Origin of the sequence: Streptomyces sp. NPDC056361 (assembly GCF_042262805.1) — a bacterium.
Taxonomy (GTDB): Bacteria; Actinomycetota; Actinomycetes; order Streptomycetales; family Streptomycetaceae; genus Streptomyces.
On sequence record NZ_JBHJQI010000046.1, the window covers coordinates 11,896 to 25,604 of the forward strand.

Sequence of the window (13,709 nt, forward strand, 5' to 3'; positions counted from 1 at the left end):
ATCCCTCCGGAAACAGGAGCACCACATGAACCGAAGGCAGTTACTCCGCGCCACCACCGTCCTCGGCACCACGGGCGCCTTGGGCGCCACGGGCGTCCTCGGCACCACGGGCGTCCTCGGCACCACGGGCGCACCGGCCGCAGCGGCCGCAGCGCCCGTGCCCGGAGCCGCCCCGGATCCCGGAAAGCCCCTGCGCGTCCACATCGTGATGTTCGACGGCGTCGAGGAGCTCGACTTCGCGGCCCCGTACGAGGTCTTCTCGGCCGCCGGGTTCTTCACCCCGCGCCCGGTGGAGGTCCGTTACGTCTCCGCCACCGGTGCGCGCGGCGTCACCGGCGCGTACGGCACGGCCGTCAGGGGCATCCGCCCCTGGGCCCCCGAGGAGGCGGACCTGCTGGTCGTCCCCGGCGGCGGCTACGCCCGCCGCGACAGCCCCGGCGTGTGGGCCGAGATCGACCGGGAAACCCTGCCCCGCGCGCTGGCGGCCGCGCCCCGCCCGGGCCTCACGGTCGCCGCCCTGTGCACCGGCGTGATGCTCCTCTCGGCGGCCGGGCTCACCGACGGACGGCCCTGCACCACCCACCACAAGGCGAAGGCGGACCTCCAGGCGCGGGGCGGCCTGGTCAAGAGCGCCCGCGTCGTCGACGACGGCGACCTCGTCACCGCCGGCGGCGTCACCTCCGGCCTCGAACTCGCCCTGTGGCTCGTCCGCCGCGAACTCGGCGCGGACGCGGCGACGCACCTGGAGGAGATGCTGGAGTACGAGGCGCGGGGCACCGTCTGGAGCGTGCGCCCGGCCTCCTGAACCCGGCGCGGACGATACCGGTCGGGGGACCGCCGTCGGACCCGGCCGGTCGTTCGGGGAGGGTGCGTGGAGGTTCGGAGGCCGAGATGATCTCCCGTCAGAGGCACGTGGTAGGACTGTCGGGGTCGGCCGAAGCGGCCGGCGGGAAACGTCACCACGGACGGGGGAACACAACGTGGCGGTCACGGTTCCGGACTGGGCGGACACTCTTCTCGATCTGATCGGTGTCGCCTGGCCGAATGTCGACGAGGACGCGTATCGCGAAATGGCGGACGCGCTCCGGGAGTTCGCGGACGACCTGGAGGACGACGGTCAGCTCGCGAACAACCACTTCGAGCGGCTGCTGTCCTCCGGCCAGGGCGAGTCGATGGACGCGCTCAACGAGCACTGGGCGAAGGTCAAGTCCAAGCACATCAAGGACATCTCCGGTGCGGCCCGCACGATCGCGGGCGCCCTGGACACGGCGGCCGGCGTGATCGAGGGCATGAAGCTCGCGGCCCTGGTGCAGCTCGGCTACCTCGCCACCGAGGCGGGCATCGCGATCTCGCTCATCCCGGTCACCGGGGGTCTGTCGGCGCTGATCGGCGCGGGCGCGATGCGGGCCACGCAGGAGGTGATCAAGCGGCTGATCAAGGAGTGCGTGGAGGAGGCCGTCGGTTACGTCGTGGCGGCGATGACCGAGCCGGCCGTGGCGGCCCTCGAAGGCATGGCGGCCGACCTGGTCGTGCAGCTCGGCGCGGTGGCGATCGGCCTCCAGGACGGGGTGGACCTCGACCAGACCAAGGACGCGGGCAAGGACGGCTTCAAGGACGGGGTGCAGTCCGGCAAGGAGGCCATGCACCTGGCCTCGGCGGGCAGCGGGGCGAAGGGGCCGGGCAGCGGGCTGAAGAACCTCCACATCGAGCACGCCGAGCACACCCACGCCTCCACCCAGCTCAACTCCGTCAGCGTGAGCATCCACGGCAAGACGGCGGGCAAGCTCGGGAAGGCGAGGACCGCGCACGGCCGCACCCGGGGACGCGACTCGATCGCCGACGCGATCGACCCGATCGCCGACAAGGCGCTCGAAGCCCTCACCAAGGCCGCGAAGAGCATGGGCGACCACGTCGGCCAGACGCTCCCCAAGGTCGTCAAGCAGATCTCCGTCGACCACAAGAACACCGACGACGACCTCCGCGACCGGTTCGCCCGCCAGCGCAAGGGCGACCACGACGACGACGGCAAGGGGAACGGGTCGCCGCGCAAGGACCGCGGCGACGACGTGCGGACGAGGCCCAACTCCGTCACGGACGCCAAGGACGACCCGCGCGCCCACGGCGTCTCCCTCGACAAGACGGTCTGCAAGAACGACCCCGTCGACGTCGCCACGGGCAAGATGCTGCTGCCCCAGACGGACCTCGCCCTGCCCGGTGTCCTGCCGCTCGTCCTGCGCCGCACCCACGTCTCCAGCTACCGCTACGGCCGCTGGTTCGGCCGCAGTTGGGCCGCGACCCTCGACGAGCGCATCGAGGTCGACGCCTCGGGCGGCAGCGCGATCTGGGCCCGCGAGGACGGCGCGGTGCTGATCTTCCCCCGGCTGCCCCGCCCGGACGACGACCGGGTCATGCCCGTGGAGGGCGACCGGCTGCCCCTGCGTCACGGCGGCGTGTCCGGCGACGAGACCTCGTACGAGGTCCACGATCCGCACAGCGGACAGGTCCGCGTCTACACCGGCAGCCCCTACCGGAGCTCCACCGCCTACTGGCTGTCCGCGATCGAGGACCGCAACGGCAACCGGATCGAGTTCTCGCGCCGCTCCGACGGCGCGCCGACCGCCGTCACGCACTCGGGCGGCTACGTCCTCCGGATATCCGCCGACGCCTCGCGCGTCACCGGCCTCGCCGTCCACGGAGCCGGCGAGCCGGCCGCGGTCGTGGGCTACGCCTACTCCCCGTCGGGCGACCTCACCCGGCTGACCGGCCCCGAGGGCCCCGACGGCCCGGCCATGACCTTCACGTACGACGGCGACAGCCGGATCACGTCGTGGACCGACCGCAACGCCACCACGTTCCGGTACGTGTACGACGGCGAGGGCCGGGTCTCCGGCACCGTCGGCCCCGACGGCATCCTCTCCTCGCGGTTCTCCTACGACGTCCACCCGGACACCGGGCACCGCGTCACGCGGTACACCGACTCCACGGGCGCCACCACGACCCTGGTCCTCGACGACCGGCTCCAGGTCGTCGCCGAGACCGACCCCCTCGGCCACACCACCCACCTCACCTGGGACCCGTACGACCGCCCGCTCAGCCGCACCGACCCGCTCGGCCACACCACCGAACTCACCTGGGACGAGGCGGGGAACCTCGTCGGGGTCCGGCTGCCCGACGGGAGCACGGCGACCGCCCGCTACGACGAGCGCAACCTGCCCCTGGAGGTGGTCGCCGCCGACGGCACGCCGTGGCGGCAGACCTTCGACGAGCTCGGCAACTGCACGTCCACCGAAGGCCCCGACGGCGCGGTCACCCGCTTCACCCACGACGCCACGGGCGCCGTCGCCTCCGTCCGCGACCCGCTCGGCGCCACCCTCCGCATCCGCTCCGACCGGGCCGGACTCCCGCTGGAGATCACCGGAACCGACGGCGGGGTGGCCACCGTGGAGCGCGACCACCGCGGCCGGCCCCTCGTCATCACCGACCCTTCCGGCGGACGCGAGGAGTTCTCCTGGGACCACGACGACCGGCTGCGGCACCGGACCGCCGCCGACGGGACCCGGGAGTCCTGGACCTGGGACCCGGAGGGCAACTGCCTGGCGTACACCGACGCCGCCGGCGGCGTCTGGACCACCGAGTACGGCCCCTTCGACAAGCCCCTCGCCCGCCTCGCGCCCGACGGCGCCCGCCACGAACTGCGCTACGACACCGAACTCCGGCTGCTCGGGGTCACCGACCCGCTCGGCCACGCATGGAGCTACCGCTACGACGCGGCCGGACGGCTGGAGGCCGAGACCGACTTCGACGGCCGGGAACTCTCCTACGGCTACGACGCCGCGAACCGCCTGACCACCCGCACCACACCCCTCGGCCGGACCGTCGGCTACACCTGGGACGCCATGGACCGCCTGGTGGCGCGGAACGCCGACGGCGCCGTGACCCACTACGCGTACGACCGCTCCGGCGCGCTCGTCGAGGCCCGCACCGCCACCTCCACGCTCACCGTGGAACGCGACGCGCTCGGCCGGCCCCTCGCCGAGACCGTGGACGGGCGCACCCTCCGCCACGCCTACGACACGGCGGGCCGCCGCGTCACCCGCATCACCCCCACCGGCGCCGTCAGCCAGTCGCTGTTCGACGCGGCCGGAGACCGGGTCGCCCTCACCACCGGCGGCCACGCGCTCACCTTCACCCACGACCCCCTCGGCCGCGAACTCACCCGCAGCTGGGGCGCCCCGGGGACGGCCACCACCCTCACCACCGACTGGGACCGCGTCGGCCGGCCGGTCGGCCAGACGCTGTCCGCGCCCGGCTCACCCGACCCCGTGCGCGCCCGCGACTACGCCTACCGCGCCGACGGCTACCCCGTCACCCTGGGCGAGACCACCGGAGGCCGCGCCCGCCGGGACAAGCGGGTCACCCTCGACCCCGTGGGCCGGCCGCTGTCCGTCGAGGCACCCGACTGGGTCGAGCGGTACGCGTACGACGCCGCGGGCAACCAGACCTCGGCCGACTGGCCCGAGGCCGCCGGACACACCGAGGCCCGCGGCCCGCGCCGCTACGAGGGCGCCCACCTCGTCGCCGCGGGCGGCGTCCACTACGAGCACGACGCCGCCGGCCGGGTCGTCCTGCGCCGCCGCACCCGCCTGTCCCGCAAGCCCGACGTGTGGCGCTACGCCTACGACGCGGAGGACCGCCTCGTCGCGTGCACCACCCCCGACGGCACCCGGTGGACCTACGCGTACGACCCGCTGGGCCGCCGCAGCGCCAAGCACCGGATGGCCGCCGACGGCACCACGGTCGTCGAGACGATCCGCTTCACCTGGGACGGACCCCTCCTCGTCGAGCAGTGCGACGAGACCGCCGGCACCATCCTCACCTGGGAGTACGAGGGACACCGGCCGCTCGTCCAGTACGAACGCAGGCCGCTGGACGACGACGAGGTCGACGCGCGCTTCTTCGCCGTCGTCACCGACCTGGTCGGCACGCCCACCGAACTGGTCTCCACCGAGGGGGAGACGGCCTGGCGCAGCCGGTCGACCACCTGGGGCGCCACGGGATGGAACACGGCGGCCACCGCCTACACCCCGCTGCGCTTCCCCGGGCAGTACGCCGACCCCGAGACCGGCCTCCACTCCAGCTACTTCCGGCACTACGACCCCGACACCGCGCGCTTCACCAGCCCGGACCCGCTGGGCCTCGCCCCGGCGCCCAACCCCTCGACGTACGTGGTCAATCCGTGGGTGTGGACCGACCCCCTCGGCCTGGCGCCCAAGCGGTGCCAGATGGACGCCTACGACTGGGACGGCTCGATCCGGTACGGCCGGCTCGACCACCTGGGCAGGCCCACCGGCGTCTACGCCTGCCTGCGGCCCGAGATCGTCGACGCGAAGAAGGGCACGGAGGCGGGCAAGCTCAAGCCGCCGGGCTGGCGCGGCGACGGCACCGCCTTCAACGAGGCCCGCGGCCACCTCCTCGCCGACCGGCTCGGCGGCGCGGGCAAGGGACGCCTGGCCTGGCACAACCTCGTCACCCAGACCCAGACCCCGACCAACTCGCCCGACCAGCGCGACCAGGTGGAGCAGGTCATCTTCGACCAGGTGACGAAGAACAAGGAGGTCGTGCAGTACCACATCAAGCCGATCTACGAGGGCTCCAACCCGATCCCGATCAGGCTGGAGTTCACGGCGTTCGGCAACAAGGGCTTCACCTTCACCCACAGCCTGGAGAATCCGGCCGCGGGCGTCCGGACCGCGGTACCGGGCCTATAGCATCGCAAACCGAACCGCCCCTGGAGGATCCGCGCATGACCCGCACCACGCCCCCGCGCCCCGTCGACATCGAAGCGGTGTTCCCCGCCCTCGCCCGGTACCGCCGGACGGCGACGCGACTGCACCCCCGGCAGGGCACGGCGAAGCCGGAGGAGAGCTCGGTGGCGGGGCCGCTCCTGTGGCCCGCCGACGAGCCGTGGCCGGTGTGCACCGCCGTGCACCCGAAGGGCACCGGACACCTGCTGTCCGACGTACGGCTCCGGCGGCGCATCCAGGACGAGGCCCGCGGGCGGGAGTTCACCGACGAGGAGCGGCGGCTCCTCGACGGGATGACCGCGGGGACGCACGTCCCCGCCCTCCGCGACGAGGACCCGCTGCCGCTCCTCGCCGTCGCCCAGCTCCGCACCCGGGACGTGCCGGACCTCGTCGGCCCCGAGGGGCACGACCTCCTCCAGGTGTTCTGGTGCCCCTTCGAGGTCCACGGCCCGGAGCGGACCATCGCCGTGGAACTGCGCTGGCGCCGCTCGGCCGACGTCGGCGCGGTCCTCGCCCCGCAGCCCGAACCGCCGGTCGCGGGGCGCGAGGAGTGCGTCCCCACCTCCTGCGTCGTCCACCCGGAGCAGGTCGTCGAGCACGAGTACCTCGGCCTCCTCGGCGAGGAGCTCCAGGAGGAGATCGACGCGTGGGAGGAAGGCCTCCTCGACGAGGACGACGAGGACGCGTACGACTCGTCCTCGCCCGCGAGTTACGCCACGTACGAGGAGTACGAGGCCGCCATGGCCGCCGCCCGCGCCGAGGAGCCCGAGGAGATCGACTACATGAGCGACCTCTCCCTCGCCCCGGGCTGGAAGGTCGGCGGCTTCGCGTCCTGGCACCTGACGGACCCCCGCCCCGTGGACTGCCCCGCCTGCGGCACGCCGATGCCCCCGCTGCTCACCGTCGCCACCGTGGAGTGCGACGGAGCCTCGCGGAGCTGGCTCCCCGTCGAGGACCGCGACGCGGTGGACGACCCCCGGGTGATCGACCCGGTCGGCGTCTACCTCGGCCGCGGCCTCATGCGCGTCCACACCTGCCCGGCCGACCCGGCCCACCCGCACCGGCTCAGCTTCCAGTAGGCCGCACGGCCCCCGCGACGGCCGCGACGGCCGCGGGGGCTATCCCGCCGTGGTGCGCACCAGCGGGTTGTGGCCGATCGCGTTGGCGACGGAGAAGCTGACCGCGTCCGGGCGGTAGCGGTCGTCGGACCACTCGACCGGGCGGCCGTCGTGGGTGGTCGTGACGCGGCGGACCCGGAGCAGGGGGCTGGTGCGGCGGACGGCGAGGAGGCCGGCGTCCCTGGCGCCGGCCGCGACGGCGTCGATGACGTGCTCGCCGTGGGCGAAGACCAGACCGGTGTCGTCGTAGAGGCGCTGGGTGACGGAGGCGCACCCGGGGTCGATGGCCTCGACGGCGGGGGAGATCCAGTTGGCGTAGACGGTGCGTTCGACGAGCACCGGCTCGCCGTCCAGGCCGCGCACGCGCAGCACGTTGAGCACCCGCGTGCCCAGGGGCAGGTGCAGCCGGGTGGCGTCCTCGGCGGTGGCCGGACGGTACTCCTGGGCGACCACCCGGCCGGTGGCGGTGCGGCCGTTGGCCTGCGCCCACTGGGCGAAGCTGCGCAGCTCGGCGAAGCTCTGGCTGCGGCGCGGGGCGAGGACGACGCGGCGGGCGCCCTGGCGGGAGCCGATGAGGCCCTCCGCGGTGAGCGCGGCGACGGCCTGGCGGACGGTGCCGCGCGAGACGCCGTACCGGGCGGCGAGCTCGGTCTCGGCCGGCAGGTGGGCGCCGACCGGATAGTCCTCGCGGTGGATCGCCCGCCGGAGCTCCGCGGCGATCTGCTCGTGGCGCGCGGTCATCGTTCCCCCTGGACTGCTGCGGTTCCTTCGACTGCTGTGTGCAGTGCATCCACCCTAGACCAGTGCTCAAGTGGCCGAAAACAAGCGTGATTGTGCAGGGAATGGCGGTGATCCGTTCGGACGTCGTTCACCTTCAGGTCATCAACGCCCGGCGTACTGAGGCCAACTTGTTCAGACAAGTTGTCGCCCCCCGATCCCCTGGAGAAGCCGTGCCCGTCCCCGCGACCCTCCCGAGAAACACCGTCCTCGGCGGCTCCCTCGCCGTCGTCGCCGCGCTCGCCCTCACCGCCTGCGGAGCGGCCCCCGAGGCCACCGGCACCGACGGCAAGAACGCCGCCACCGCCACCTCCGCCGCCGACTTCGGCGGCCTGGAGGCCCTCGCCGCCGCGGCCAAGAAGGAAGGCACGCTGCACGCCATCGCGCTGCCGCGCGACTGGGCCAACTACGGCGCCCTCATCGACGGTTTCCAGAAGAAGTACGGCATCAAGGTCGAGGTCGAGAACCCCGACGCCTCCAGCCAGGACGAACTCAACGCCGTCACCTCCCGCAAGGGCCAGGACCGCGCCCCCGACGTCCTCGACCTCGGCAGCAGCTTCGCCCTCAGCGGCGCCCGGCAAGGCCTCTTCGCCCCGTACGAGGTGACCGCCTGGAACGACATCCCCGACGGCCAGAAGGACCCGAAGGCCCGCTGGTACAACGACTACGGCGGCTACGTCTCCATCGGCTGCGACGCCAAGCGCGTCAAGAACTGCCCCACCACCTTCAAGGACCTCCTCAAGCCCGAGTACAAGGGCCAGGTCGCCCTCAACGGCAACCCCACCAAGTCCGGCTCCGCCTTCGGCGGCGTCTACGCGGCCGCCCTCGCCAACGGCGGCTCCTTCGACGACATCCAGCCCGGACTCGACTTCTTCGCCGCACTGAAGAAGAACGGCAACTACACGCCCGTCGAGTCCACCCCCGCCACCGTCGAGAAGGGCGAGACGCCCATCTCCATCGACTGGGACTACCTCAACGCCGGCTACGCCGAGGAGTTCAGGTCCAAGGGCCTCGACTGGAAGGTCGCCGTCCCCGCCGACGGCCGCTACGCCCAGTACTACTCGCAGGCCGTCAACAAGGACGCCCCGCACCCGGCCGCCGCGCGCCTCTGGCAGGAGTACCTGTACAGCGCCGAGGGCCAGAACCTGTGGCTCAAGGGCTTCGCCCGCCCCGTCCTGATGCCCGCCCTCGACAAGGCCGGCACCCTCGACAAGGACGCCGCCGGCAGGCTGCCCGCCGTCACCGGCGTCCCCGCCTTCCCCGCCGAGGCCCAGCAGGCCAAGGCCAAGACGACGCTCGCCCAGGGCTGGGGCAAGGCCGTCTCCGGATGACCACCGACACCCCGCCGAGGGACACCACGACGAGTGACACCCTCACGGCGACCGCCGCCGCCGGGCCCGAGAAGGCCCGGCGGCGGGGGCCCCGCCGCGCCCCCGCCTGGCTCGCCGCCGTCCCGCTGCTCGCCTTCACCGCCATCGCCTTCGGCATCCCCGCCCTCGCCATCGTCGGCGGCGCCCTCACCGTGGACGACCCGGCCACCGGCGCGACCACGTACGGCACCGCCAACCTCACCGCCTCCGTCCACGGCGCCTACCTCACGGCCCTCGTCGGCAGCGTCAAGCTCTCCGCCACCGCCGCCGGCCTCGCCGTGCTGCTTGGACTCCCGCTCGCCCAGGCCGTCGTCACCTCCCGCTCCCGCGCCCTGCGCGAGGCCGTGCTCACCGCCTCCGGCGTCCTCGCCAACTTCGGCGGCGTGCCGCTCGCCTTCGCGTTCGTCGCCACCCTCGGCAACTCCGGAGTCCTCACCACCCGGCTCGGCCTCGCCGACCACGGCTGGAGCCTCTACAGCTTCTGGGGCCTCGTCATCGTCTACCTCTACTTCCTGATCCCGTTGATGGTCCTGACCATCACCCCCGCCCTCGACGGACTGCGCACCCAATGGCGCGAGGCAGCCCGCAACAACGGCGCCACCGCCCTCCAGTACTGGCGGCACGTCGCCCTGCCCGTGCTGCTGCCCAGCCTGCTCGGCGGCCTCGTGCTGCTGTTCGGCAGCGCCTTCGCCGCCTACGCCACCGCCGCCGCGATGGTCGGCAGCGCCGTCCCCCTCGTCACCCTGCAGATCTCCGACGCCCTCTCCGGTAACGTCCTCGTCGGCCAGGAGAACGTGGCGCTCGCCCTCAGCCTCGACATGATCGTCATCGCCGGGCTCGTCATGGCCGTCTATCTGCCCCTGCAACGCCGGAGCACGCGATGGCTCGCCTGAACCGATCACCCTCCCCGTGGCGCTGGGCCGCCCTCGGCCTCGCCGGCCTGTACTTCCTGGTGCCGCTGGCCGCCTCCGTCGTCTTCACCGTCGACGTACCCGGCCAGGGCCTCACCTTCGACGCGTACACGAAGATCCTCACCACCGACGGCTTCGCCACCAGCCTGCTGCTGTCCCTCGGACTCGCCGCCGTCACCATCGTCGTCGTGCTGCTCCTCATGGTGCCCGCCATGGTCGCCCTGCGGCTCGGCGCGCCCCGGCTGCGGCCGGTCGTCGAGGCGGTGTGCTCGCTGCCGCTCGTCGTCCCGCCCATCGCCTTCGTCGCCGGGCTCGGCACCGTCCTCGAGTGGGGCCCCGAGCACCTCTCGCGGACCCCGCTGTTCCAGACCTTCGTGGCCCTGCAGAACCCCGACTTCCCGGTCGTGCTCGTCCTCGCGTACGTGGTGATGGCCCTGCCCTTCGTCCACCGGGCCCTCGACGCCGGGCTCGCCGCGATCGACGTCCGCACCCTCGTCGAGGCCGCCCGCAGCTGCGGAGCCGGCCGCGTCCAGGCCCTCGTCGGCGCCGTCCTGCCCAACCTGCGCGGCGCGCTGATGAACGCCTCCTTCCTCACCCTGGCCCTGGTCCTCGGCGAGTACACGGTCGCCCAGCTGCTCGGCTTCCGGCCGTTCGCCGTCTGGATCGTCAACATCTCCGGCTCCCAGGCCCAGATGTCCGTCGCCGTGTCCGTGCTCAGCCTGCTCGTCACCTGGCTGCTGCTGCTCGCCCTCGCCGGCGCGGGCGGGCGCCGCCGTACCCGTACCTCCGAGGCATGACCTCCAGTCCTGACCCCCAAGGGATGACCATGAGCGTGACCACCCCCCTCGCACCGCGTACGGACACCGGCGCCGCGACCGTCGAATTCCGGGGCCTGAGCCGCAGGTTCGGCGCCACCACAGCCCTCGACGGCCTCGACCTCACCGCCGCACCCGGCGAACTCCTCGCCCTGCTCGGCCCGTCCGGCTGCGGCAAGACCACCGCCCTGCGCATGCTCGCCGGTTTCGAGCAGCCCGACTCCGGCGCGGTCCTCGTCGACGGCGAGGACATCACCCGGGTGCCCGCCCACCGCCGCGACGCGGGCATGGTCTTCCAGTCGTACAGCCTCTTCCCCCACCTCGACTGCCTCGACAACGTCTCCTTCGGCCCGCGGATGCGCAAGGTCGCCAAGGCCGCGCGCCGGAAGCAGGCCGCGGAACTGCTCGACCTCGTCGGCCTCGGGGACAAGGGCGGCCGCTACCCCCACCAGCTGTCCGGCGGCCAGCAGCAGCGCGTCGCGCTCGCCCGCGCCCTCGCCCTGCGCCCGCGCGTCCTGCTCCTCGACGAGCCGCTCTCCGCGCTCGACGCCAAGGTACGGCTCAGCCTGCGCGAGGAGATCCGCCGCATCCAGCGCGAACTCGGCATCACCACCCTCTTCGTGACGCACGATCAGGAAGAGGCGCTGTCCATGGCCGACCGGGTCGCCGTGCTGCGCGCCGGCCGCCTGGAGCAGTGCGCGCCGCCCGCCGAGCTGTACGGGCGCCCCGCGACCGCGTTCGTCGCGGAGTTCGTCGGCACCATGAGCCGGATCCCCGGGGACCTCGACGGCAGCACCGTCGACGTACTCGGCCGGCGACTCCCGGTGGACGGCGAGGCGCCCGCGAGCGGCGCCGTGGACGTGCTCGTCCGGCCCGAGGACGTACGGGTCACCGACGGCGACCCCGCCGGGGACGCGGACGCGCCGGCGGACGCGGGCACCGGCCGGATCACCGCCACCGCCTTCCTCGGGGCGACGACCCGGCTCACCGTACGGATCGAGGGCGGATCCGCCGACGGCACCGAGGTGAAGGCCGACCTGCCCACCCACGAGGCCGCCGCGCTCACCGCCGGCCGGCCCGTGCGGCTCGCCCTGCGCGAACACCCTGTGCTCGTCGCGCCCCGCAGGGCAGGCTGACGCAGGGGCCGCGACCCACCGGTCCCGCGTGACCTGACAGCCGGCGCACCGCGCGCCGGCGGAACAGAGAAAGAGACCAACGTGCCCGCACTTCACGCCGTCCTGTTCGACATGGACGGCACGCTCGTCGACACCGAGGGCCTGTGGTGGCAGGCGGTGGAACAGGTCGCGGGGCGCGCCCTGACCGAGGCCGACCGCCCCGACGTCCTCGGCCGCCCCGTCGAGCACACCGCCGCCTGGCTGGCCGCCGCCCCCAGTGCCCCGGCCGCCGAGCGGCTGGCGGACGAACTGCACCGCGAGTTCGCGGCCCGGGTCGCGGCCGGCGTCGAGCCCCGGCCCGGGGCCCTCGACCTGCTCGCCGCGCTCGCCCGCGACGAGGTGCCCACCGCGCTGGTCACCGCCTCGCCGCGGTCCGTCGCCGAGACCGTGCTCGCCGCACTCGCCGCCCTCGGCGCGCCGGCCTTCACCGTGTCCGTCACCGCCGACGACACCGAGCGGACCAAGCCCGAGCCCGACCCCTACCTGGCCGCCTGCCGTGCCCTCGGCGTCGACCCCGCGCACTGCGTGGCCGTCGAGGACACCCCCACCGGCGTCGCGTCGGCCGAAGCCGCGGGCTGCACGGTGCTCGCCGTGCCCTCCCTCGCCCCGATCGCCCCCGGCCCCCGCCGGACGGTCCGGAACGAGGGCCTCACCGGCGTCACCCCCGCACTGCTGCGCGGCCTGACCGGCGGCCGCCTCACCGTGATGAGCTGGAACCTGTGGCTCGGCGGCGCCATGGTCGACGACCACCGGGCCAAGCAGATCGCCGCCATCCGCGCGTCCGGCGCCGACGTCGTCGGCCTCCAGGAGACCGGCGGCACCGCCACCCGTGAGCTCGCCGACGCGCTCGGCTGGCACCACCACACCGCGGGCGAGAACCTCGGCGTCCTCAGCCGCCACCCCGTCGTCGCCCGCCTCGGCGACCCCGACGTGGGCTTCTACGGCGCGGCGGGAGTACGCCTCCGGGTCCACGACGACCTGGAGGTGGACGTGTGGACCGCGCACCTCCACTACACCCCGTACGGGCCCTACGAGGCCGCCTTCGACGGGCTGCCGGCCGACGAGCTGGTCGCCCACGAGGACATGCGCCTGGAGCAGATACGGGACGCGCTCGCGCGCATCGCGAAGGAGGCGGGGGAGCGCCGCCCCGTCGTCCTGGTCGGCGACTTCAACGCCGCCTCCCACCTCGACTGGCCCGACGTCCCCTGGCCGGTGACGGCCGCCGCCGCCGAGGCCGGCCTCCGCGACTCCTACCGCGAGGCCCACCCCGACCCCCGCACCGACCCCGGCCACACCTGGTCGCCGATCCACCCCGTCCACCCCGAGCCGGGCGAGCACGCCGGCCGCCCCGAACCGCAGGACCGCATCGACTACGTCCTGCACAACGCCCGCGGCCTCCGCGTCCTCACCTCCCACACGCTCGTCACGGGCACGCCGACGCCCTGGCCGGACGTCTCGGCCAACACCTGGCCGTCCGACCACGCGGCGGTGGTGACGACCTTCGCCCTCTGACGGCCGCCGCCCCCCCCGTGTCCGGACAGGCCGCCCCCCGGCGGGCCCGGACACGGTGGACCGCCCGAGCAGGCCGGACCCCGGGAGGGCGGACACGGGGCGCCGCCCGAGCAGGCCGGTCACGGAGGCCGGACGGCAAGGAGGCCGGACGACACGGAGGCCGGGCACGGGGACCCCGGAGGGCAGGCCGGACCCCGGGAGGGCGGACACGGGACGTCGCACGACGC

At 73.9% G+C, this 13,709-nt stretch carries 9 protein-coding genes; 8 read left to right on the top strand and 1 reads right to left on the bottom strand.

From position 1 onward, the window contains the following. Positions 1-25: 25 nt before the first annotated feature. The 3 genes from ACFCY7_RS17190 (at position 26) to ACFCY7_RS17200 (ending at position 6,883) form a co-directional block, all read left to right on the top strand. A complete protein-coding gene (locus ACFCY7_RS17190) occupies positions 26-805 on the top strand; it encodes a DJ-1/PfpI family protein (RefSeq protein ID WP_376485715.1) in 780 nt (259 codons plus the stop codon). A 175-nt stretch (positions 806-980) separates the two neighbouring features. Then, a complete protein-coding gene (locus ACFCY7_RS17195) occupies positions 981-5,768 on the top strand; it encodes a DUF6531 domain-containing protein (RefSeq protein WP_376485717.1) in 4,788 nt (1,595 codons plus the stop codon). Between the two features lie 35 nt (positions 5,769-5,803). After that, complete coding sequence (locus ACFCY7_RS17200) at positions 5,804-6,883, top strand: hypothetical protein (RefSeq protein ID WP_376485719.1); 1,080 nt, start codon at positions 5,804-5,806, stop codon at positions 6,881-6,883. 39 nt (positions 6,884-6,922) lie between these two features. On the opposite strand, the gene ACFCY7_RS17205 is transcribed toward ACFCY7_RS17200, so the two are convergent. Next, on the bottom strand, positions 6,923-7,663 hold the full coding sequence (locus tag ACFCY7_RS17205) for a GntR family transcriptional regulator (RefSeq protein ID WP_376485720.1): 741 nt from the start codon (positions 7,661-7,663) through the stop codon (positions 6,923-6,925). A gap of 209 nt (positions 7,664-7,872) precedes the next feature. Between ACFCY7_RS17205 and ACFCY7_RS17210 the strand changes: the two genes are divergently transcribed. The 5 genes from ACFCY7_RS17210 to ACFCY7_RS17230 all read left to right on the top strand — a co-directional run bounded on the left by ACFCY7_RS17210 (position 7,873) and on the right by ACFCY7_RS17230 (position 13,482). Then, positions 7,873-9,030, top strand: coding sequence for an ABC transporter substrate-binding protein (locus tag ACFCY7_RS17210; RefSeq protein WP_376485723.1), 1,158 nt, complete (start codon positions 7,873-7,875; stop codon positions 9,028-9,030). Then, entirely contained in the window at positions 9,027-9,962 is a 936-nt protein-coding gene (locus ACFCY7_RS17215) for an ABC transporter permease (protein ID WP_376485725.1), read from the top strand. The genes ACFCY7_RS17210 and ACFCY7_RS17215 overlap by 4 nt, the downstream gene beginning before the upstream one ends. Continuing rightward, a complete protein-coding gene (locus ACFCY7_RS17220; protein ID WP_376485728.1) occupies positions 9,950-10,777 on the top strand; it encodes an ABC transporter permease in 828 nt (275 codons plus the stop codon). Before ACFCY7_RS17215 ends, ACFCY7_RS17220 begins: the two co-directional genes overlap by 13 nt. Positions 10,778-10,806: 29 nt before the next feature. Then, on the top strand, positions 10,807-11,931 hold the full coding sequence (locus tag ACFCY7_RS17225; RefSeq protein WP_376485730.1) for an ABC transporter ATP-binding protein: 1,125 nt from the start codon (positions 10,807-10,809) through the stop codon (positions 11,929-11,931). 81 nt (positions 11,932-12,012) lie between these two features. Beyond that, positions 12,013-13,482, top strand: a complete 1,470-nt coding sequence (locus ACFCY7_RS17230; protein WP_376485733.1) for an HAD-IA family hydrolase — start codon at positions 12,013-12,015, stop codon at positions 13,480-13,482. Positions 13,483-13,709: the final 227 nt, after the last annotated feature.